Source organism: Shewanella sp. 492 (assembly GCF_059338445.1).
Genome location: NZ_CM181702.1, coordinates 436,224 through 458,828, shown reverse-complemented (window position 1 = coordinate 458,828; position 22,605 = coordinate 436,224). Strand labels below are relative to the sequence as shown.

The 22,605-nt window shown below is 48.1% G+C and carries 23 protein-coding genes; 13 read left to right on the top strand and 10 right to left on the bottom strand.

All coding sequences use genetic code 11. The features are described 5' to 3' along the window. Nucleotides 1-85: 85 nt before the first annotated feature. Nucleotides 86-1,783: a mechanosensitive ion channel family protein gene (locus tag AC5YBX_RS02100; RefSeq protein WP_494520178.1), complete on the top strand. Its 1,698-nt coding sequence runs from the start codon at nt 86-88 to the stop codon at nt 1,781-1,783. A gap of 137 nt (nt 1,784-1,920) precedes the next feature. Here AC5YBX_RS02100 and AC5YBX_RS02095 read toward each other — a convergent pair whose 3' ends face one another. Continuing rightward, nucleotides 1,921-3,642: a formate--tetrahydrofolate ligase gene (locus AC5YBX_RS02095; protein WP_494520179.1), complete on the bottom strand. Its 1,722-nt coding sequence runs from the start codon at nt 3,640-3,642 to the stop codon at nt 1,921-1,923. Between the two features lie 410 nt (nt 3,643-4,052). Continuing rightward, nucleotides 4,053-4,925: a MaoC/PaaZ C-terminal domain-containing protein gene (locus tag AC5YBX_RS02090; RefSeq protein WP_494520180.1), complete on the bottom strand. Its 873-nt coding sequence runs from the start codon at nt 4,923-4,925 to the stop codon at nt 4,053-4,055. 162 nt (nt 4,926-5,087) lie between these two features. On the opposite strand from AC5YBX_RS02090, the gene AC5YBX_RS02085 reads away from it, so the two are divergent. Further along, nucleotides 5,088-5,873, top strand: a complete 786-nt coding sequence (locus AC5YBX_RS02085; protein WP_494520181.1) for a methyltransferase domain-containing protein — start codon at nt 5,088-5,090, stop codon at nt 5,871-5,873. Here the strand turns inward: AC5YBX_RS02085 and AC5YBX_RS02080 are convergent. Further along, complete coding sequence (locus AC5YBX_RS02080) at nt 5,870-6,754, bottom strand: TraB/GumN family protein (protein ID WP_494520182.1); 885 nt, start codon at nt 6,752-6,754, stop codon at nt 5,870-5,872. The two genes, AC5YBX_RS02085 and AC5YBX_RS02080, sit on opposite strands and share 4 nt — an antisense overlap. Before the next feature lie 49 nt (nt 6,755-6,803). Between AC5YBX_RS02080 and AC5YBX_RS02075 the strand changes: the two genes are divergently transcribed. After that, complete coding sequence (locus tag AC5YBX_RS02075) at nt 6,804-7,115, top strand: prephenate dehydrogenase (protein ID WP_494520183.1); 312 nt, start codon at nt 6,804-6,806, stop codon at nt 7,113-7,115. A gap of 47 nt (nt 7,116-7,162) precedes the next feature. Here the strand turns inward: AC5YBX_RS02075 and AC5YBX_RS02070 are convergent, their stop codons facing one another. Further along, nucleotides 7,163-7,699, bottom strand: coding sequence for a DUF3016 domain-containing protein (locus tag AC5YBX_RS02070; protein WP_494520184.1), 537 nt, complete (start codon nt 7,697-7,699; stop codon nt 7,163-7,165). Nucleotides 7,700-7,984: 285 nt separating this feature from the next. Between AC5YBX_RS02070 and AC5YBX_RS02065 the strand changes: the two genes are divergently transcribed. Continuing rightward, nucleotides 7,985-8,293 (top strand): hypothetical protein, encoded by a 309-nt coding sequence (locus AC5YBX_RS02065; RefSeq protein WP_494520185.1) that lies wholly within the window; start codon nt 7,985-7,987, stop codon nt 8,291-8,293. Nucleotides 8,294-8,672: 379 nt separating this feature from the next. Further along, a complete protein-coding gene (locus tag AC5YBX_RS02060) occupies nt 8,673-8,987 on the top strand; it encodes a hypothetical protein (protein WP_494520186.1) in 315 nt (104 codons plus the stop codon). A gap of 95 nt (nt 8,988-9,082) precedes the next feature. Here AC5YBX_RS02060 and AC5YBX_RS02055 read toward each other — a convergent pair whose 3' ends face one another. Continuing rightward, nucleotides 9,083-9,592: a DUF4240 domain-containing protein gene (locus AC5YBX_RS02055; RefSeq protein WP_494524290.1), complete on the bottom strand. Its 510-nt coding sequence runs from the start codon at nt 9,590-9,592 to the stop codon at nt 9,083-9,085. 146 nt (nt 9,593-9,738) lie between these two features. Between AC5YBX_RS02055 and AC5YBX_RS02050 the strand changes: the two genes are divergently transcribed. The 8 genes from AC5YBX_RS02050 (at nt 9,739) to AC5YBX_RS02015 (ending at nt 16,169) form a co-directional block, all read left to right on the top strand. Further along, a complete protein-coding gene (locus AC5YBX_RS02050) occupies nt 9,739-10,152 on the top strand; it encodes a hypothetical protein (protein WP_494520188.1) in 414 nt (137 codons plus the stop codon). A gap of 58 nt (nt 10,153-10,210) precedes the next feature. Then, a complete protein-coding gene (locus AC5YBX_RS02045) occupies nt 10,211-11,008 on the top strand; it encodes a response regulator (protein ID WP_494520189.1) in 798 nt (265 codons plus the stop codon). 147 nt (nt 11,009-11,155) lie between these two features. After that, complete coding sequence (locus AC5YBX_RS02040; protein ID WP_119977178.1) at nt 11,156-11,428, top strand: HU family DNA-binding protein; 273 nt, start codon at nt 11,156-11,158, stop codon at nt 11,426-11,428. A gap of 297 nt (nt 11,429-11,725) precedes the next feature. Further along, on the top strand, nt 11,726-12,418 hold the full coding sequence (locus AC5YBX_RS02035; protein ID WP_494520190.1) for a TorF family putative porin: 693 nt from the start codon (nt 11,726-11,728) through the stop codon (nt 12,416-12,418). A 372-nt stretch (nt 12,419-12,790) separates the two neighbouring features. Continuing rightward, entirely contained in the window at nt 12,791-12,964 is a 174-nt protein-coding gene (locus AC5YBX_RS02030) for a hypothetical protein (RefSeq protein ID WP_494520191.1), read from the top strand. A gap of 205 nt (nt 12,965-13,169) precedes the next feature. Then, complete coding sequence (locus tag AC5YBX_RS02025) at nt 13,170-14,117, top strand: HlyD family secretion protein (protein WP_494520192.1); 948 nt, start codon at nt 13,170-13,172, stop codon at nt 14,115-14,117. Further along, nucleotides 14,117-15,082 (top strand): ABC transporter ATP-binding protein, encoded by a 966-nt coding sequence (locus AC5YBX_RS02020; RefSeq protein WP_494520193.1) that lies wholly within the window; start codon nt 14,117-14,119, stop codon nt 15,080-15,082. The genes AC5YBX_RS02025 and AC5YBX_RS02020 overlap by 1 nt, the downstream gene beginning before the upstream one ends. After that, nucleotides 15,075-16,169: an ABC transporter permease gene (locus tag AC5YBX_RS02015; protein WP_475516909.1), complete on the top strand. Its 1,095-nt coding sequence runs from the start codon at nt 15,075-15,077 to the stop codon at nt 16,167-16,169. The genes AC5YBX_RS02020 and AC5YBX_RS02015 overlap by 8 nt, the downstream gene beginning before the upstream one ends. Before the next feature lie 61 nt (nt 16,170-16,230). On the opposite strand, the gene AC5YBX_RS02010 is transcribed toward AC5YBX_RS02015, so the two are convergent. The 5 genes from AC5YBX_RS02010 to AC5YBX_RS01990 all read right to left on the bottom strand — a co-directional run bounded on the left by AC5YBX_RS02010 (nt 16,231) and on the right by AC5YBX_RS01990 (nt 22,440). After that, complete coding sequence (locus AC5YBX_RS02010; protein ID WP_494520194.1) at nt 16,231-17,598, bottom strand: alanine/glycine:cation symporter family protein; 1,368 nt, start codon at nt 17,596-17,598, stop codon at nt 16,231-16,233. 1,110 nt (nt 17,599-18,708) lie between these two features. Further along, a complete protein-coding gene (gene arsJ / locus AC5YBX_RS02005; protein ID WP_494520195.1) occupies nt 18,709-19,941 on the bottom strand; it encodes an organoarsenical effux MFS transporter ArsJ in 1,233 nt (410 codons plus the stop codon). A 15-nt stretch (nt 19,942-19,956) separates the two neighbouring features. Further along, nucleotides 19,957-20,967 (bottom strand): ArsJ-associated glyceraldehyde-3-phosphate dehydrogenase, encoded by a 1,011-nt coding sequence (locus AC5YBX_RS02000; RefSeq protein WP_494520196.1) that lies wholly within the window; start codon nt 20,965-20,967, stop codon nt 19,957-19,959. Nucleotides 20,968-20,999: 32 nt separating this feature from the next. Next, on the bottom strand, nt 21,000-22,043 hold the full coding sequence (arsB, locus tag AC5YBX_RS01995) for an ACR3 family arsenite efflux transporter (RefSeq protein ID WP_494520197.1): 1,044 nt from the start codon (nt 22,041-22,043) through the stop codon (nt 21,000-21,002). Nucleotides 22,044-22,098: 55 nt separating this feature from the next. Next, complete coding sequence (locus AC5YBX_RS01990; protein ID WP_110455718.1) at nt 22,099-22,440, bottom strand: metalloregulator ArsR/SmtB family transcription factor; 342 nt, start codon at nt 22,438-22,440, stop codon at nt 22,099-22,101. Nucleotides 22,441-22,605 lie beyond the last annotated feature (165 nt).

The window sequence follows — 22,605 nt, the reverse complement described above, 5'->3', positions numbered from 1 at the left end:
TAACAGATCATAATTAAATTTCGCAGTTGTGATTTTGGGGTCATAATAAAGGAACTATCAACGCCTATATTAAAGGACTTAATTTATGCTGCGCTCTGCCTCGTTCATGTTAACGCTTAGCCTCAGCCTTAGTTGGTTGACCTTCGCGGCATTGGCCACCACTCCCGAAACCACCACTGCGACTCAAACCGCTAGCCCTTCAGCGCTAAGCAACCAAGAAGATAGCGATAATCCCATCCGCCAATTACACCACTTGCAGCAATTAATCGATACCGACGTCAGTCAGCTTCCTCGCGCGCAGGGGGAAATGAAACAGTTTATTGAGTACCGTATTCGTGAGCATGCAAGGCGATTTCATCAACGACTCGCCACACTGATGAAAGATGACTCATTCGACAGGTCGCAGCTATTACCGCTCATCCAAGCTTATCTGAACTTTATCAACCAAGCTGACCAATATTACGCTGACGACATCAAACGCATTAAGTCACAACTGGGCAAGCAAAACGATAACGACACCATGTTTGCTTTGGCTAATCGCGATAGAGAACAAGATGAGATGTTGAGTGCCAAATATGACACGCTCAACTGGTTGAGTCAGCTGGGCGAAGATATCACCGCCGCCAAAGCGCAGTTTACCCAGACCCTAGTGAAGCGCGCCGACATCCTCAATAGTCTAGTCCTATTTATTCAAGATAAATTACAACTCGCCATTGACGAAGTTGCTCAGGCCGGAAAAGATGTTACCAGTGAGCAAACCGCTCGAGTGCTGCAACTCAAAGAACGTTTAACCCTCACCAGCGACAGCCTAGCGGTGGCAATCGATCTGCTCGATAACCTAGAACAAGACACCACTATCTTAAAGCAGACGCTATTTAGTATCTCTGGTGATATCACCCAAGATGTATTAAACATCAACTTAGTCAGTAATTTGATTGAGGAATGGTGGGAAAATGCCAAAACAAAATTAATCGATAACGGCCCAGGAATGATGTTTAAGCTGTTTATCTTTATGTTAATTATCTTTCTGGCCGGCCTCGCGGGTAGAACGGTTAAACGTATCAGCAGGCGAGCTGTAAGCAATTCTAAACTGAAATTTAGCAAGTTATTGCAAGATTTCTTTGTATCACTCTCAGGCAAAGTCGTATTTGCGTTAGGGTTAATGGTGGCCTTATCACAACTGGGATTTGAACTCGGCCCCATCCTCGCTGGCTTTGGTGTCGCCGGTGTGATTATCGGTTTCGCCTTACAAGAAACCCTGTCTAACTTTGCCTCTGGCATGATGATCTTAATCTATCGCCCCTACGATGTGGGCGATCTGATTAACGCCGCTGGCGTAACGGGTAAAGTGAGCCAGATGAGTCTCGTCTCAACCATAGTAAAAACACTTGATAATCAAAGGTTAATTATCCCCAACAACAAAATTTGGGGCGATACCATTAATAACATTACGGTGGAGAGTCAGCGTCGAGTCGATATGACCTTTGGCATAGGCTATGGTGATGATATTGAAAAGGCTGAGCAGGTGTTAAAATCGATCGTTGATAAACACCCTAAAGTACTCACCGATCCTGCGCCCAACATTAAGCTGCATGCCTTAGGCGAGTCATCGGTAGACTTTATTGTGCGTCCATGGGCCAAACCTGAAGACTATTGGGATGTGTATTGGGACATTACCCGTGAGGTGAAGATGCGCTTCGACCAAGAAAATATCTCAATCCCATTCCCGCAGCGCGATGTGCACATTTATCAAACCCAGCAAAACGCTTTACCAAGCGAGTAACTGTATGCAGCCGGCAGAGTAACTGGCTGCAGTCATGTCAATCAAGCGACTCACAACAAATAGGGGGCGATAATCTCGCCCCCTATTTTGTTAATTTATCCCACGGCTGGAACGCTAATGAAGATCATTAATCGGCGTTATGCCAAACCAACAATCTCATTATGCTGATTAATATCAATGTTCAGATACCCTGGCCGAATACCTAAGCCCGGCATCGTCATCACCTGTCCGACAATGGCGGTAATAAACCCAGCTCCGGCATTTATTTTTAGCTCACTGATGGGTAACTCAAAGCCTGTAGGCACCCCTTTGAGTTTAGGATCGTGGCTAATCGACAGCGGCGTCTTCGCCACGCAAAGGGGTAAATGTTCAAAACCATGATGCTTAAGATCGGCTAACTGCGCCTGCGCCTTAGCCGATAACTGTATGCCTGATGCGCCATATCCCGCCTCGGCAATGGTCATTAGCTTGGCTTCAATACTCTGCTCAAGCGGATACAAAAAGCGGAATTGACTGGGGGTCTCGGTAGCCTTAACCACCAGCTCGGCTAATGCTTGCGCGCCCTGACTGCCTTGAGTAAAAGCATCACTGATCTCGCAGCCAAACACCCCTTGTGCCATCACTTGCTCACGCAACCAAGTTAGCTCCTCAAGGGTATCGCTTTGAAAACGATTTATCGCGACCACCACAGGCACCCCATATTGCGCCACATTGTTGATATGCCAGCGCAGATTATCGAACCCCACCGCTAATTTAGTCAATTCGCTCGTGTCACTCTGGCATGCAACCGCGTGCGATTTAAGCGCCTTCACCGTCACCACAATCACCGCCGCATCCGGCGATTTACCCGCCTGACGAGCCTTAATGTTGCAGTATTTCTCAAAGCCCATATCGGAGCCAAAACCACCTTCGGTCACCACGATGTCGGCCAACTTTAAGGCGATATCATCGGCAATGATAGAAGAGTTTCCGTGGGCGATATTGGCAAAAGGCCCGGCGTGAATAAGACAGGGGGCGCCGCTTAAGGTTTGCATCAGGGTCGGGGCGATGGCTTCACTCATGATCACTGTCATGGCGCCCGCTACGCCTAAATCCTCGGCGGTAATCAAATCACCTGTGGTATTTTGAGCCAACACAATACGGCCGATCCGCTGGCGCATATCTTGTAAATCGCGGCTTAGAGCTAAAATCGCCATTAATTCTGACGCCGCGCTGATATCGAATCCACTGTCGTGCTCTGGGCCATTGCCTAGCGCATTAGGCACGTTACCGCCTAACCCCACTCGGATATGACGTAGACTGCGCTCATTTTGATCCACCACGCGGCGCCAGACAATGTGGTTAGCATCGATATTGAGCGGCGTTAATCCCGACTGCTCAGCAAAGGCCTCTGCGCCCAGACGATGCTCATGATACAGACGCGCATCAATCGCAGCAGCGGCTAAGTTATGGGCACTACTTACGGCATGAATATCGCCGGTAAGATGTAAATTAAGCGACTCCATCGGCACCACTTGCGCTAAGCCACCACCGGCAGCACCGCCTTTAATACCAAATACGGGCCCCATACTGGGCTGACGAATACAGGCGCAGGCACGCTGTCCTATCGCCTGTAATCCTTGAGTTAAGCCTATGCTGGTTACCGTTTTTCCTTCACCAAAAGGGGTTGGCGTCACCGCCGTGACAACCACTAACTTACCGTCGCGGTTATCCGCTAATCGTTGTTTGATATCAATATTAACTTTGGCTTTGTAATCGCCATAAGCAATTAATTCAGAGGGTAATATCCCAAATTGTTGCGCAATAGCCTCGATAGGCTGCAACTGGGCTTGGCGCGAGATGTCGATATCAGACAGCATAGGCAAACTCCTATTATACAAATCACTTGGAAACGATGAGCTACGTCGAATATAAAATAAAAACAACCAATTACAAACCTATTCATGGGTTCACTGTCAGTTAATTAAGGATTTATGAATCTAAATCAATTTAATAACCGATAGCCGCTCTATATCGTTGGGTTTTGGCGACTATGCAGCAGGCAGCAGGCGAAACTTAAGGTTAATCGAATATAGCCTTAAGCCGTGGTGTGACTATGGCGTAATAAACTGTTACTCATGGGGATAATACGTGAGTTCTCGCCCTAGCGAGCCGACCTAAACTACGCCAGTGGAAGGGACTGTGTCGCTCAGCACGATGTTTTTAATGCTCTGAGCCACAACAAGCAAACAGCCAGCATGTGCGCTGGCTGCATTGTTAAAGCGAAACATCAATCGAGAAAGCTGACCCGGCCAGACAGATGTGGCCGTCGTCCCTTGCCATCCCTGAGTTCGAAGATTAAGCCCGCTTCGGGATCATTCTCCGCCCCAAAACTCACCTGAGCCGGCATAAATAATGGCAACTTAAATTCCACGTCCACGCTACAGGATTTATCACCGATTTGCGGCATCAAGGCCGCAATGCTGCGCGCTTTGGACCACATGCCATGAGCGAGAACACGATCGAAACCAAAACGTTTTGACAGCACAGGATGCAGATGGATCAAATTATAATCGCCAGATGCCTTAGCGTAACGCCGCCCAAGATCTTCACTCAAGCGCCAATTAAGCGGAGCATCCCACGCCATTGGTGTGGCTTTAGGTGGCCGTACTCGACGGCCCACACTGTCGATACGATACAGGTAAGTCGACAGCGACTCCCACACGAGCTCATCACCGACAAAGGCTTTAGAGACCAATTCAAACTCTAAGCCCGAATCGGTTATCTGGCTGCTTTGTAAGCCGCAGTCGATATGAAATGATTCATCCACCGTCACTTGACGGTATTGAGTAATGCTGTTTTTAAGGTGGATCATCCCCAGCAGCGGAAAAGTGATCGCCGAATGGGTGAAGATGCTCGCGTGCAGACGAAACGCCATCACATAAAGATATGTCATCGGTAGATGCTGGCCATCAAACTCAAAACCACACACAGTGGCATACTGGCGCACTTTGTCGGCCGATACACCGACATCACGACAAGTGATATAAATATGGGGCAGAGGCTGCTGATCCCAACCGGGTTTACGGCCAAAAAAAATCTTGCGGTAAAGCGATAACAGCGACGGTATCGCCTTCAAATCCACACAAATATCGTTATTCACGCGATCCAAACCCTTCAACAATGATTAAATCGAAAGCCAACAATTATACCTTAAAATCACAGTTTGTATTTATAAGGTTATGCCGACAGGTGCCAAGCCGTTATGGCTATGGCAAAATATCATTCCTTTATCCGTTGTGCTCAACGCCATTGGTAGCCTGCAATGCAAGACAAAAATTTTGACCCACTCGCCAGTAAATTTGCTAAAAATATCTACGGCACCCCTAAAGGCGAAGTACGAGCCGCCGTGGTGTGGCGCGATATCACTGAGGCATTACGCCACTTTAACGGCCAAAAATTACGCATCTTAGATGCTGGCGGCGGCTTTGGTTTTTTTAGCCAGAAACTGGCTAAGCTCGGCCACCAAGTCACCTTGTGTGACATTTCAGCCGAAATGCTGACGCTGGCGCGATCGCAAATAGACGAATATAATGCTAACCATTCATGTCAGCTTAATATAGAACTTATTCACGCACCAATACAGACGCTAACCCCAAGTGAGCATGGCCAGTTTGATTTGGTACTGTGTCATGCCGTGGCCGAGTGGCTCAGTGATGCCGAGAACACCTTGGCGACACTGACACAGCTCATAGCCCCTAACGGCTTATTTTCGCTGATGTTTTATAACAAAGAAGCGATGCGTTTTCATAGCCTTATCTCGGGTAACTTCGATTATGTTGCCGCCGATTTTAAGGTAAAGAAAAAAGTCGGCTTAACCCCTACTCACCCACTGTATATTGATGACGTTAAACAGTGGCTTGATAAGTGGCAGATGCAGCTAGTGTCACAATCTGGGGTGCGGGTGATCCACGACTACCTTAAAACCCACCAGCCACCCAACTTCGACTTTCAGCAGCTGCTCGATATGGAGCTGATCTACTCACAACACCCAAGCTATATCGCGCTAGGACGTTATGTACACTTTATTGCTAAATGGCGAGCTGATTAATCACAGGCTTGTTGCCAGCAATTTTGTAGCTGGGCCTTAAATTGCTGGCGCATGATGGCGACTATGCTCTTATCCCCTACTACATGGCCTGCGCCCACCACGATAAACAATGGCGCGGGCGTGGTGTCTCGGGTCATTAAGTCGGCAATTTTACGGCTCATGGCTTGATTACGTTGCCAGAGCATTTTGTCAATTAAACTCATGTCATCACCTTGCTGCATCTGACCTACCATTAACTGATCTATCGCGGCTTCGTCGCCTGCTCGCCACGCGGTTATCAATGCCAGCATCTCTTCATCCGGCGCCTCAATGGCTTCAAGCACCATTTCCCACTGTACTTGGGGAGCAAAAGAAGCCATGAGCTCAAACTGAAACTCACTGCTTTCAAGCTCAATCACAGGACGCTGCCCATTTTTTTGGGTCAATATTTGATCCACGCCCCATTGGGCTTGATAACCCAGCGCATCGAAACGCATCACCCCTAGCTGCATCGCTTGCATCCAAGGAGAGTAGGGTTTTAGTGCGCTGCAGATGGCCTGATTAGATTGACAAAAGCGCGCCATACGCTGCGCCGTGGCTTCATCTTGTTGCTGGGGCATCAAGCCGTAACGACGGATCAAGCTAACGACATCGGTTTGAGTCACATCCACTTCCACCACTAAAGCACCAGCCTTAGCAAAAACCGCTTCAATTTGCGGCGCCATGGGATAAAAATCTTCCCGACCAACATGGATAGAACCGAGTAAATAGGCGGTCTTACCTTGATAATTAATCTGATAAAACGGAGGCTTATCTGTTACTGCCGCCCTAATCTGTGTACTGCTAAAGAGCCCCACGAGCAACACCATTAACAGTAAACACAAACGCTGACTTGTTGCCATCAGGCTAGCCCCTTATAATTCGCTCAAATTTTATGATTAAGAGGCTGTTATGCCACACTCTCAACTGATAACGCAACTGCAAGAAAACCTTCAGATCGCTTATCGTCAAGCGATCGATGCCGATGCTAAACTGGATGAACTGAATAAAGCGGGTTACGGAAAGTTCGTCGCTATCTTCACTCAAGATCAAGGCTTCGCAGCGCACAGCAACCGCTTTAGCCCTTATGTGCAAGAGTTGGCGCAAGAGATGACACAACTGCCCACAGATACTGACGCCTTAGCGCCAGCACTAGAGCAGTTTGTCCGTAAACTGGGCGCGTTACTGCAAACCTTGCAAGCCTTTAAGGCTCAAGCAAAATAATTTATTCCGACCAGTATGTCCGTCGCACCAGCTTTAAAGCTTAGATTTTAAAGCTTAGGCGCGACGGTTTTTTTAAGCCAATCGGCTAACATCTTCGACTCGTAGCGCAAGGGTCTATCGTTCGCTACGCCAATGGTCTGCATAAAGCCCAGATCGGTAAGCTTTTCCTCGCCCGCCATAATCACTTGTTCACCTTGCAACACTTGATAGCTAAAAGTCATGCGCGGTGGATAGAGATCTTTCACCACCCTGATCTCGCTGACGCTAGCGCCGAAAGTCGGTCTGACATCACCTGCAAGGTCGAGATCGGTCACGACTAAGGCTAACTTTTGCTCTGGCTTTAGGATTTTACTCGCGGCTTTATTGAGGTTTTTGGTTAAAGTTTCAAAGGTGCGCAGCTCATAGCGCGACTGAATGTCACCCACCGCTTTGACATCGCGATACTTATCCACCCCTTGCCAAGTAATGTTGACAATCCCTGCCTCGGTGACGGGATCGGCAGTTACCTCATTGGCGCTGACATTGAGGGACACCATAGTCCCTATCAATACGCCAGCAAGTAATGGTAGCGTGGACAATCTCATAACAGCCTCCTTTAGGCTAAACCCGATTAGGTTCAATATATAGCAACTGTACAAAAGCTAACCTGAATAATAGCTTAATACAAAGCTAACAAGCGATACCCTGGTGTTTTTTGATCGCTAAATCCGGTTTAATATACTGTAAATTCGCTAAGTTATCCCATTAACATCGCATTTCGCGCGACGATAAAAAACGTTGCCAAAACAGTATTGCTATAGCATCGTATGCTGCCAAACGCTAAGCCCATTAAGTCAGCAAATCTGCTTACACGCCTCACCATGGAGACCATGATGCAAAAACACTTACCATTATTAGTGAGCATACTGCTGTTTTCTGCGGCGGCTGCGAGCTTAATAGGGATAAACCAAACCCAACAAGACTCAGGACCAGAAACTTGGTCAGCCTTCGTTTATAGCCAAGGTTTTAATTCTGGACATTATCAGAAACAAGATGATTTTAATGATTATCCCAGTTGTAAAGCCTTTGCTATTCAGCAAGCCAAAGCTCAGGGAGATGTGGTGTGGGAGTGTGGCCTGCGCTGTCGATTTGATTCAAGCCGCCAAGGGTTCCAATGTGAAACGATGCGCCGCGATTAACGGTTTATTCAATACCGAGAGAACACCATAACTTAGCATTGCCTTCAATCTTGGGAGCTCTGAACACCAGAGCGAGAGCCCTAAGCACCTGAGCACCTGAGCAATAGTCCTAAGCAAGAGCCTTGAGCGCTCCGCTGCTATCCACCTAGGCACAACGACATCTGCTCGCCATAACCTCCCCCCCATTAAACACCTGCTTGTTTTTTGTTCAGCCTTTATTCAACTACCTTAGATTAATCTTTGTGCAACCACTAAATCACTGAATGCATTCAACCCCCTTCGATGAGGGGACTGCTTGCAACTTGAAATCATTTATCGATTCAAACAGTAATAAACGGCTGCAGATAACGGGCCTGTCGACACATTATTGGAGCAAATTATGATACACAAACTGATGACAACAACGCGAGTCAACTATTCAGGCAAGCTGGCCCTTATCGCAGCCCTTATCTTTGGCCTCGCTATTTCATCTCAAGTGAGTGCGAAACCCTTATCCCCTGAAGGAAAAGCCGCAGTAGAGCAACACTTTGAACGGTTAGCACAACAACAGGAAATGAGTGAAGAGCAACTTATTAGCGGCATCGAAACGACACTTGATGCACAAATAGCCCAAGTTGAACAACGCTTTATGAAAGAGACTTGCGCCAAACACCAACGTCATTACGATCGGCAAAGCCAAAGCTGTTATGAGTAACACCGACGCAGCACAAACATGCCGTTATCTTGCCCCATACGAGCTTGGGGCAAGCGACACGCTATAGCTGACCTGCTAGCACAAGCTATAGAACATTAAAAAGGAAAGCGTGCACTCAGGCGGGGATAAGCTGCCTTGAGCTGTTTCTTTTTATGAGAAAACTTCTTACCTTGCGGCGTAGCCTGACCCGAAGGCACAAAAGGTAGCTCTTCACCAGTGCGATCTTCAAATATCTGCCCCGCAATCAAGTCATACTCTTCGATAAAAGGGTAAGCGTAGCCATCTTTCTCAGGCCATTGCTGTAGATCTCCGAGTGCATCAGGTTCTTGCAGCACTTTCTCAAACCACTCTTGGCCCAAAGAGATCAAAAAGCAGCGAAACTCGGCAAAACCATATTCACTATCGCAGCCAGTTACAATATAAGCCGCGCCCCAGATGGACCATTGATAAGCACGGCGCATCTGCTGTGAGAAATGTTTATCAAACGCCGCCAGTTCCTCATCACTTAACAGAGTCAGTTGCTGTTTGAGGTTGTCCGCCAAGCTCTGTTGGTCTTGATCTGGATGGCTACGGGTTACCAATTGCCAAAATTCAATGTCTGTCATGTCACTCTCATCCAATCAAAAATCGGCACTATATTAACCTAACCTAGGCCAATGGACAGCTAAGCAATCGAGATCAGTGTAAATAGTTGGACTAATGCAGAGGTTTTTTCTACACTCGCTGGCAAATTTTTAGTCGACGAATTGCCATGAAACGACCCCACTTTGCCATGCTACTGCTTATCTGTTTATATCTGGTCATCTCTGTTATTGCAGTATGGCGCACCCTGGCGACCCAAAGTTTAGATCTATTTACTATCGGAGTGATCCCCGTCGTTATTGGGCTACTGCTACGCGCCGAATGGGCTGGCTTGCTGCTTAAAATTTATGTCGCCATTCAAACGCTGGCATTTAGTGCCTTGGGGATGACAGCAATTATCGCCTATCAGATCACTCCTGAAGAGGTCAAAGTGGTCTTTAAGGGTCAACAGATCTCAATTCCTTTAATCGCCATCGTTGTCACCCTACTCTTGCTATTTCAGTGGTGGGTCGCAATGTCAAAATCAACCAAAGCCTACCTCAGCAGACCTGAGCGTTCAGGGCCATCGGTTGCTAAACCCTAAGCCTTAAGGTAATTTAAAAACCTAAGTATTTACAATTATTAAGCTGAGATCCATTACCATGGCCACCCTATCCCCTAGTGAACTCTCCATTTTGTTGGTTGAGCCTTCAGACACCCAGCGTAAGATCATTACCAGCCGTCTCAGCCAAGAGGGTATTAGCAATATTCAAACGGCCAACACACTTGCGCAGGCCATGATCATTATTTCGCGCCATCAACCCGATTTAGTCGCCAGCGCGATGCATTTTGAAGATGGCACTGCATTAGACCTGCTCAATACCTTGAAACAGAATCCGGCTTTTTGTGACATCCAATTTATGCTGGTCTCGAGCGAATGCCGCCGTGAACAGCTGGAGATCTATCGTCAATCAGGTGTAGTGGCAATCTTACCCAAGCCATTTTCGTCTGAGCATCTAGGTAAGGCCCTCAATGCCACCATAGATCTGCTGAGCCATGACGAGCTCGATCTGGACCATTTTGATGTGCACAATATTCGGGTACTGGTGGTCGATGACAGCAAGATGGCGCGCAATATTATCCGCCGCACCATTACTAATTTAGGGTTAAAGCTGATCACCGAAGCAAATGATGGCGCCGAGGCTATCGCCTTGATGCAAGACAATATGTATGACCTTGTGATCACCGATTACAATATGCCCAATGCCGATGGCTTAGCCCTGACTCAGTTTATTCGTAATCACAGCCAGCAATCTCATGTCCCCATTCTGATGGTGTCATCTGAGGCAAACGATACGCATCTCAGCAATGTGTCGCAGGCCGGAGTCAATGCCTTATGTGACAAGCCTTTCGAGCCACAATTAGTCAAACAATTGCTCTACTCCCTACTCGATAACTAGGATTTTGCTCAATTTTGAGCTAAACCCCCATTGTTCAACATAAAACCGCTTTCATTATAGGGTTGCTTATGGCATGTTAGTTCCAGCAATTGCAAGTACCTAATGTAATTGGTGTTACTAAATCTATGGAAAGAAGAGACTATCCAAATGAATAAAACTGAACTGGTTGCAAAAATAGCTGAAAGTGCTGAACTGACTAAAGCTGAAGCTGGACGTGCATTAAAATCTTTCGAACAAACCGTAGCGGAAGCGATGAAGAACGGTGAGAAAATCTCTATTGTTGGTTTTGGTTCTTTTGAAACAACAAGCCGCGCTGCACGTACTGGTCGCAACCCACAAACTGGCAAGGAAATTCAAATCCCTGCAGCGACAGTACCTAAGTTCAAAGCTGGTAAAACACTAAAAGATAGCGTTAACTAAAATCGGCTTTACCTCTATAAAAAACCTCCTCATTTAGGAGGTTTTTTTATGCCTTATATTAAGGCACTGTTTATTATCGGTTACTTAATGGCCTAGCATTACAGCTGCACCAATACAGTGCCTCTACATCTCAACAGTCCCCATCTTGGTTCATGCTATCACAGCTTATAAATACAAGACCCTGAAAATAAACATATAAATTATTGGCATGGGGTTAGCAACGGCGTAAGCACTACCTAACAATACTCATAATAATACGGCTAGGTAGTATCCCTATACCAATAAAAAGGAATGAGTATGAACACAGCACTTCGAAACCTAAGCCTGCTCGCAGCAACCATGATGTTAGCCGTGCCCGCCAGCGCAGCCGTCACTGCTAATGCGGGAATGACCTCCAATTACTTATGGCGCGGCGTGACACAAACCAATGATGGCGTCGCCGTGCAAGGCGGAGTGGATTACGAACATGATAGCGGCTTTTACTTAGGCACTTGGGCGTCTAATGTTGATTTTGGCGATGACACCAGCTACGAAATTGATTTCTATGGCGGCTATGCAGGGAGCATCACTGACGATCTGGGTTACGATGTCAGCTATCTCTATTATGCCTACCCAGATAGCGACGCTAGCGTTGACTTTGGCGAACTCAAAGCCGCGCTCAGCTGGAAATGGTTTAGCCTCAGTTACTCTTATGTGGTTAATGCCGATGACGATGTCGCCAGTGCACCACTAGATAATGACGATATGAGTTATGTGGATGCGGCGGCTTCATGGCCACTATCAGACAGCTTGTCGTTAACCGTGCATTATGGCTACTCCAGTGGTGATGTGGTGACCGCTTGGTTTGATGAAGACAGCTATAGCGATTACTCGATTGCGCTCAGCAAAGACACAGATGTGGGCAGCTTCTCTTTCTTGATCAGCGATACCGACCTTGAAAATGACGACCCTAAAGTGGTGATAGGTTATAGCTATAGTTTTGATCTATAAGCTTTAGGGCAAATGTGTGATCTGTTACTAGATGCGCCGCCGCTAATATTGCGAGCGGCGTAATTTTGAGAACAATTAAAACGAATAAAATCAAAATCTAAATTATTAAAATAGGATAACACTCACAGCATTATTCACCCATAGATATAAATGCAATTGTGTTAAGCCGATCTCAAAATGCTCCTAAACTCCCTGCTACCTTTCTCATTAGCGCTCACTAATGTGCAGCTAACTCATTGAGGTATCAGCTAAAGCATTACGTAGCGCCGATAACTATCGCTTTGGCTTCATGTGCTAGCCAAAGCTTGTGGTACCGATAGGCACACCCTAAGTGCTGCGTGGTACTCAATGACAGTGATGAAGGAATTCGCTATGCCACAATTACGTGATGTTATTCCCAATGATGCAGAGATTGAAGCCATGACCGCCCCTAAAAATCCTCAGGCGGCTTGCGAGTTACAACATAGACGCGAAGTAAAAAAACGCTTAGAAGCCTTGCTCGAACAGGCGCAGCTTAAGCGGGCAATGGGAGGTGATTTTTACTGAATTTACCAAAGGCCAGTCCAAGATAGACCAAAGCAAACATCTCGGGGCGATATACCTCGCCCCTAAAGCGCAGTCCTCACAGTACATTATCGACTTCAATATAACTGACGCCCCTGTGAGCAATCCCCATATGGCTAACCGTTAAAGGGTGCTATCTTAAATAACATATTGATTATTAATTCACCCTAGTGCTGACGAGGTTGAAATGAATCACATCTACAACACCGCGCTGGTGTTTATCTTACTCAGCCTTGCAGGCTGTCAACCCAACTCACCAGCACAGGCGCTAGGCACCCTTGAGCGCGATCGTATTTTACTGCGCGCCACCGCCGCAGAACTCATCACCGCGCAACCGATTAACGAGGGCAGCCTAGTACAACAGGGCGATCTGCTAGTGCAGCTAGATAGCCGTAAAGCTAAAACCAAGGTGGCGATAGCCGATGCTCAATGGCAACAAGCACGCTCCTACCTGCTACGTCTCACCAATGGCGAGCGCCCCGAAGATATCGCCGGTGCCCAAGCCAATGTACAGCGCGCTAACGCGGCCACGGTACAAGCAGACAAAACCTATCAACGTATCTATCGCCTCAAGCAACAGCAACTGGTGAGCCAATCGGAACTTGACCAAGCGATCGCTAATCGCGATCGCGCCGAAGCCGAGCTGCATGTGGCTGACGAAAACCTCAGTAAACTGCTGGTCGGTGTGCGCCAAGAAGATATTCAACAGGCAATGGCAGCCATGGACGCTGCGGCCGCTAACTTGCAACTGGCGCAACAAACCTTGGCAGAGCTCAGCATAGTGGCAACCCGTAATGGGCGCCTCGACAGTCTGCCCTTTAATGTCGGTGAGCGGGTGCCAAGTAATACGGTGGTGGCCGTATTACAAGCCGACAACGCCCCCTATGCGCGGGTTTATATCCCCGAGCCCAATATGGCGACGTTACATTTAGGGCTGCAACTTAATGTCTATGTCGATGGCCTTGATACACCACTGACAGGCACCTTGCGCTGGCTTAGCAAAGATCCCGCCTTCACGCCTTACTACGCACTTAACCAACAGGACAGATCGCGCTTAGCCTATTTAGCAGAATTTACCCTGACTGACGCCGCCGAACTGCCCAGCGGCATCCCCGTACAGGTGGAGTTACCCTGATGCTCCCAAGCAGTCAATTGGCGATCGATGCCCGCGGTATCAGCAAGCAGTTTGGTCAGTTTGAGGCGGTGTCCAATCTTAATCTACAGGTACCGCAAGGGCATATTTACGGTTTTCTAGGCCCCAATGGTTGCGGTAAATCCACCACTATACGTATGCTCACCGGGCTGATGACCCCCACTCATGGCACTATCATCTGCCTTGGGCTAACGATCCCACAGCAGGCGGAGCAACTGCGCAGCCGCATTGGTTATATGACGCAAAAATTCTCCCTCTATGACGACTTAACGGTAAAGGAAAACCTGCGCTTTATCGCCGATATTTATGGCCTCAGCCCCAATGACTGCAAACGTAAAATTGACCAGCTGCAATCGACCTACAACTTAGTCCCTCAGCAAAATCAACTGGCTGCCACCTTAAGTGGTGGCCAAAAACAGCGCTTAGCATTGGCCTGCGCCTGCATTAACAACCCAGAGCTGCTGTTTCTCGACGAACCCACCTCGGCGGTCGATCCTCAGAATCGCCGCGACTTTTGGGAGCAGCTGTTTGATCTTTCAGAGCAAGGCACCAGTATTTTAGTCACCACCCACTATATGGATGAAGCCGAGCGCTGCCACCAGCTGGCAATAATGGAGCAGGGACACATGCGCGCCAATGGCAATCCGCAAGCTTTACTGGCAAAGATGGAGGTAAATGTACTTGAGGTAAGCGCTAACAATTTGCGCCAATTGAAAAGCCAGCTCAGCCAATTAAGCCAGGTACGCAGCGCCGCCCAACTTGGCGATCGGCTAAGGGTATTGATAAATAAAGATATTAACGACCCATGTCAATGGATCAAGCAGCAATGCAGCACGCTCGATGAGCGCAATATCAGCCATGTGAATGCCAGCCTAGAAGATCTGTTTGTCACTGTTACAGGCAAACATCAGCATAATGCAGGAGCGCCAGATGACACTCATGGCTAGCCTAAGACGCATTAAAGCAATCACCATAAAAGAGATCCGTCAACTTAAACGCGATCGCATCACCTTCGCCATGATAGTGATGATCCCGTTGATCCAATTGCTATTATTTGGCTACGCCATCAACACAGATGTTCGCAATGTGCCGGTTGTGGTGGTCGATCAGAGTGATTCGGTAACTGGGCGTTGGATTGTCGAGGCCATCAGGGTCTCGCAAGTCGTCTCTATCGAAGGCTATTACGCCACCGCCACCGCTGCCGAGGCTGCCATTACCCGCGGCGAAGTGCGCGCCGCGCTGATCTTGCCGCCTAATCTTGAACATAAACAGGCCAATAACGAGCCTATCGGCCAATGGATCATCGATGGATCAGATACCATGGTGGCCGCCGCAATCAGCCAACTGCGTAACATGCCATTAGCGCAAATCAGCGACCAGCCCCTAGCCAGCTCCCCCACCTTCGAAGTCGCCCTATTTTATAACCCTGAGCAACGCTCGGCGGTGAATATTGTTCCGGGTTTAATTGCCGTTATTCTTACTATGACGATGATCTTATTTACTTCGGCGGCCATCGTCCGTGAGCGAGAAAAAGGCAATCTAGAGCTGCTGATCACCACCCCCATCAAACCACTGGAGCTGATGCTAGGTAAAATTTTACCCTACATTGTTGTGGGGCTTATCCAGATGAGCATCATCTTGGGGCTCGGGCATCTGATTTTTGATGTGCCTTTAAACGGTACCATTGCACAGCTATTACTGGGCACCTTACTGTTTATTGCTGCCAGTCTTACCTTAGGCTTGATCATCTCCACTATCGCGACAACCCAGCTGCAAGCGATGCAGATGACCATCTTTATTATCTTGCCGACCATCTTACTGTCGGGCTTTATGTTTCCGTTCGAAGCCATGCCTAAACCCGCACAATGGATAGCTGAACTCCTACCCGCCACCCACTTTATGCGTATTATCCGCGCCATAGTGCTGCGCGGCGGCCAATTGAGCGATCTGCCATTTGACACCCTCTGGCTGCTTGGCTTTACCCTGCTGGGGATCATAGTCGCATCACTACGCTTCACTAAGCGGCTCGATTAACCCATTGTTAAACATAAAAAGCGCCCTAAGGCGCTTAATCAACAACGAAGCCTGACAGCCCTTACGCCTGTGCTTCTTGCTGACGCTTCTTAATAAAGTATTCCCGTGTGAGACGAAACACCACAGGGCTCAACAGCGACAGCGCGATAAGGTTAGGGATCGCCATCATGGCATTAAGGGTATCGGCCAGTAACCAGATAAAGTCCAGTGAACTCACCGCGCCTAACGGCACCACTAACACCCAAATCAGCCTAAAGGGCTTAACCGCACGAACACCTAATAAATACTGCACGCACTTTTCACTGTAAACGCTCCACCCCAAAATCGTGGTAAAGGCAAACACCGACAGTGCGATCGCTACAATATAATTGCCCATAGGCAAGGCATGAGAAAAAGCAAATGAGGTCAAGGCCGCGCCATTTTCGCCCGAGGTCCATGCTCCTGACACCACAATCGCTAACCCCGTGATAGTACATACCACTAAGGTATCGATAAAGGTGCCCAGCATAGCAACCAAGCCTTGGGCCACCGGATTATTGGTCTGCGCCGCCGCATGGGCAATGGGCGCACTACCTAAACCCGCTTCATTCGAAAACACGCCGCGCGCCACACCAAAGCGGATCGCCGCCCATACCGCAGCACCAGCAAAGCCACCTTGAGCGGCCACCGGATTAAAGGCGCTATGAATAATTAATGCAAAAGCGGCAGGCACTTCATCGGCATATACCACCAGCACTGCCAGCCCAGCGGCAATATAAAACACCGTCATTAACGGCACCAACTTACCCGCTACATCGGCAATACGTTTAATACCGCCCATCAATACAGCGCCAACCAACACCATTAAGATAGCCCCTGTCACCCAGTTGGGCACCCCAAAGTTACTGCTTAACGCATCGGCGACCGAGTTAGCCTGCACCGTATTACCAATACCAAAACCGGCAAACGAACCAAACAAGGCAAACGCCGTACCCAGCCACGCCCACTTACTGCCAAGACCATTTTTGATGTAGTACATAGGGCCACCAATATGGTTACCGTTATCGTCTACCTCGCGGTATTTAACCGCTAATACCGCCTCAGAAAACTTGGTCGCCATTCCCACGAGGGCGGTACACCACATCCAAAATAACGCCCCAGGGCCGCCAATAAAAATGGCCGTCGCCACCCCAGCAATATTACCCGTACCTATGGTCGCCGACAGCGAGGTCATCAAGGCATTAAACGGGCTGATCTCGCCCTTCATGTTTTTATCTTTATCAGGAATGCGTCCAGACCACAGCAGTTTAAAGCCAGTCCCAAGCTTTAAAATCGGCATTAACTTCAAGCCAAAGGAGAGAAATAAGCCCACGCCCAAGATCATCACCAGCATGGGCACACCCCACACAACCCCATTGATCATACTGACAAATTCTGTAATACCTTCCATTAAAACCTCGTCATTTTTATCGTTATTTTTGGTGATCTACGCCACTATTGATTGACTGCACCTCAGAGTACAACGAAAGCAACGTAAAATGAAAGCAAGGAATGTTAACAAATTGAAACAACACAAGAGGTTGCGATCTCTAGTTTAATGGCGAATAAGCAAGTCACATGGTAATGTTTGTCAAGCGCCACAGGACCGTTATGCAGCTCCTTAGCGTTAGGGTATAAGTGGCTTACGCTAGAGCAACATCCACCGAGTTATCACCTCTTCGATTTGATCTTGTGCGGAGGTTATGGACACAGGAATCTTGCCCTTTGAATGAAAGTATTGCCATTTTTCTTCAGATTAGTGGCGGTTGGTAAGTGTGTTTTAAGTTAAACCTTTATTTCTGCGAGGACCGGTCTAGAGGAAGCCGCAAGCCTTTTTAGTGATGAAGAATGCGAGCAGCTGAACAAGAATATCATATGAGCCGAAGACTAGAGTTGAGTTGACAGGAACTGCCCCACGAAACAAGGGGACAAGACGAAATCACGTGATCTAATGGCTACCGTAAATGATGCAGCAGTTATTTATACGCGTATAATTTCTAGTAGCAAAAAACAGAGTGCGTATGATTCAGCAAAACTGATATATCCAATACTTAATAAATCACGAATAAGCCTATTCCATATTTCCATGAAAAGTTTACTTATGACAGATACCATCAAAATGGCATTTAAGAGCAAGACACACAATGCCACTAGCGGATTATCAATGTTGTTGAAAATGGTATCGTTTTCGCGAGAATGAGGGGTATATCTAAATATTGAGTAGTCTAAGCTGTAAACAAAAAAAATAATAAGCGTCCAAACCACGTTAAATTTTGTATCGATTCTTTTCATATCATTGACTTCCTTATCAGTCTAGCTAGTTATAAACTAGCGCTGCGGACAACACCTTACAATATTAACCTTTTGATAACAATATCAATGTGATTTGTTGATGTAAAGAAACGAATAGCCTAGGTCTTAAGCAACTCCTACTCAGCGAAATTCTGCTGAATCAAAAAGTATAAATGCTAAGTTTTCATGGCATGGAGAACCCCCTTTGGCGATAACCTTTATTTCAAGGTTATCGCCTGGGTAGCCATACACTGATTAACGCTGTTAATCCCAGTAATAGCGTCGAGATCCACAGGCAGGCCATCAACCCAAATGCCTGATACACCCAGCCCGACAACAAGGTGCCTAGCAAGCGGCCAAGGGCATTGGCCATATAGTAAAAACCAACATCGAGCGACACGCCATCGTCACTGGCGTAACTGACGATCAGATAACTGTGTAAGGCGGAATTTACCGCGAAAACGGCGCCAAAAATCAACAAACCTATCAGTAACGTCGCTTGCGCATAAGGCGCAGCAAACAACGTCATCAGCAGCGCGATACTCGCTGGGATCAATGTCAGCAAGCTCGCCCACTTAAGTGCGGTGCCTCCATCAGGCACCTTGACGACACTCAAGCCAGTGCGACTCTGGCCTGTGAGCTTGGGGGCGATACTCTGCACCGCGCCATAGCCTATCACCCACAGCGCCAGAAAGCCGCCGACCGCCGCATGGCCCCAACCAAACTGGCTGGCTAAATAGACCGGCAGCGCCACCACAAACCACACATCTCGGGCGGCAAACAGACACAGGCGTGCGGCAGATAAGATGTTGATTGAGCGGCTTTTAGAAAACAGCTCACTAAATTTGGGCTTATTTTTAGCCTTGCCTAAGTCTTGCTTAAGGTTAACGATACTGAGCAGCCACACAATGCCCAGCAGTGCTGCCATTAACCCTAGGGCACCACTAAACCCCAGCAGTGACAGTAACGCGCCCCCTAAGAAAAACCCTAAGCCCTTGAGGGCATTTTTAGAGCCCGTTAGCAGGGCAATATAGCGGTATAACCTGCCCTCATCGCCCTTAGCCACCAGCATTTTTACGCTGCTTTTGGCGCTCATTTTATTGAGATCTTTAGCGATCCCAGAGCAAGCCTGGCTTGCCATAACCCAAGGTACGGTGAGCCAAACACTGGGCACCAGTAACATTGCCAGCGCAGCCACTTGCAGCCCTAACCCCATATTCATGGTGCGATTAAGCCCAAGACGTGCGCCAAGATAACCACCCACTAAATTAGTCACCACGCCAAAAATCTCATAAAAAACAAATAGCATGGCAATCGACAGCGGCGAGTAGCCTAACTGATAAAAATGCAGCACCACCAGCATGCGCAGCGCGCCATCGGTAAGCGTAAATGCCCAATAGTTTCCAGTGACAATGAGGTATTGGCGTATTTCAAACGGCAATGCGCGAATTGTGGCGAACATCTAATATCCTTACTACTACGCTTTGTCTATACGCCCGACCATTCTGACCAACTCGGCGGTGCGATTGGCATAGCCCCACTCATTGTCGTACCAAACATACAGCTTAAGCTGAGTATCGTTGATCACCATGGTCGACAAGGCATCGACGATAGCTGAGCGCGGATCTGTCTTGTAATCCACCGACACCAGCGGGCGCGTTTCATAGCCTAAAATACCGTTAAGCTCAGCTGCTGCCGCCTGTTTAAATAGGTCGTTCACCTCGGTGACGGTGACAGGGCGCTGCATCTCAAACACGCAATCAGTAATGGAGGCGTTAGCCAATGGCACCCTGACCGCATGGCCGTTTAGTTTCCCCTTAAGCTCAGGAAAAATATGGGTGATCGCGGTGGCGGAACCTGTGGTGGTCGGAATAAGCGATTCACCGCAGGCACGGGCACGGCGCAGATCTTTATGGGGCGCATCTAAGATGGTTTGCGTATTGGTAATGTCATGAATGGTGGTCATCGAGCCATGTTTTATGCCTATCTGCTCATGCAGCACTTTCACCACTGGCGCTAAACAATTGGTCGTACACGACGCAGCTGTGACGATAGGATGCTTAGCGGCATCATACAGCTGATGATTAACCCCCATGACGATATTCAGTACGCCCGCCTCTTTGACAGGCGCCGTCACCACCACACGTTTAACACCTTGATCTAAATAGGCTTGCAATAAGGCTGTGGTTTTCATCACACCCGAGGCTTCAATTACCACATCGCATGCCGACCAGTCGGTGGCGGCGATAGTGCTATTCATACTGGTCGCTATCCGTTTATCGCCAATGACAATATCGCTCCCCTCAGCTATCGCCTCATGGCACCAGCGACCATGGATAGAATCAAATGTTAAGAGGTGGGCTAAGGTAAGCGCATCACCGGCGGGATCGTTAATCTGCACAAACTCAATATCGTCCCACGCCCACGCGGCCCGAAGCGCCAAACGCCCCATGCGGCCAAAACCGTTAATGCCGACTTTAATTGTCATGTTACTCTCCTGAAAAGGGCAATTCTGCTCGGTTAATGTTTAGATGCGGCGCCAATGGCCCGCTGGTATTTTGCTTTATCTCGATTAACAAATGCCACTAACGACAACATCACCGGCACTTCAACCAGCACGCCAACCACAGTGGCTAACGCCGCGCCAGAATGCAGGCCAAACAGTGAAATAGCTACCGCAACGGCGAGTTCAAAAAAGTTAGAGGTGGCGATCATGCACGCAGGACCCGCGACATTTTGGGCAATAGTGAGTTTTTTCGCGGCAAAGTAGGCAATAAAGAAGATGCCATAGGTTTGGATAAGCAGCGGAATGGCAATCAGGGCAATATTCTGTGGCTGCGCCAATATGGTATTGGCCTGCAAACCAAATAGCAGTATGACGGTGGCGAGAAGACCCAATATCGACCAAGGTTTAATGCGACCAATAAAGCCATCAACCCCCTTTGAGCCGCCGCGGCGATTTAACCACTGGCGTGTTATCACTCCCGCGATTAAGGGCAGCACCACATATAACCCCACAGAGATTAACAGGGTTTGCCAAGGCACCTGAATATCGCTCACCCCAAGCAGAAAAGCGCAGATGGGGGCAAAGGCAAACACCATAATAAGATCGTTAACCGATACCTGTACCAAGGTGTAGTTAGGATCGCCTTTGGTCAACTGGCTCCACACAAACACCATCGCCGTACAGGGGGCAACGCCGAGCAAAATCATGCCTGCGATATACTCGCTAGCGGTTTGCGCATCCACTAAACTGGCAAAGAAAACCTTAAAAAATAACCAGCCAAGTAGCGCCATGCTAAAGGGTTTTATCAGCCAGTTAATCACCAGCGTCAGCACCAATCCCTTAGGGCTTTTGCCCACATTTTTGACCGCCGTAAAATCAATTTGCACCATCATGGGGTAGATCATCAACCAAATTAGCAGCGCGATCAGCAAGTTGACCCTGGCATATTCTAATGAAGCAATAAGGGCAAACAGCGCCGGAAAAAAATGGCCCAACACCACGCCACACCCAATCGCTAAACCAACCCACACACTTAAGTAACGTTCAAAGAGTCCCATGCTGTTCACCTATCTTGCTGTAGTATTTAATCTTAACTTGCCTGACTCAGCTGATTTAACAGCATGCCTTAATACGTTCAGGGCGCTGCCCCATCGCATCTAGACGGGCCAGTGCCGCCGCCACTAAGTTAGGGTTACCCTGCCAAGTTTGCTCGATAACATTATGCACCCATGGCAGCAATGCCGGATTGATACGGTAAAACACCCACTGGCCTTGGCGACGAGAACTCAACAGTTCGGCTTTACGCAACTGGGCAAGATGACGCGATATTTTGGGTTGGCTCAAATTCAATGCACAGATTAACTCGCACACACACAGCTCACCCTGACCGTAAATCAGCAGCAGGCTGAGTAATCGAGTTTCATCGGACAGCGCTTTAAAAATCCCAGTGGCCATACACGGCTCCAACACAGACATATTACATATGCTTAAGCATATATATGGATTTTCATATGTTCAAGTTGGCAGTCGATTTATTCTGCGTTAGGGCCCTTTAGGCCAAAAAAAAGCGAGTGCCTTGGCACTCGCTGATTCATCGCTTGGGGGAAATGGACTGCGGAT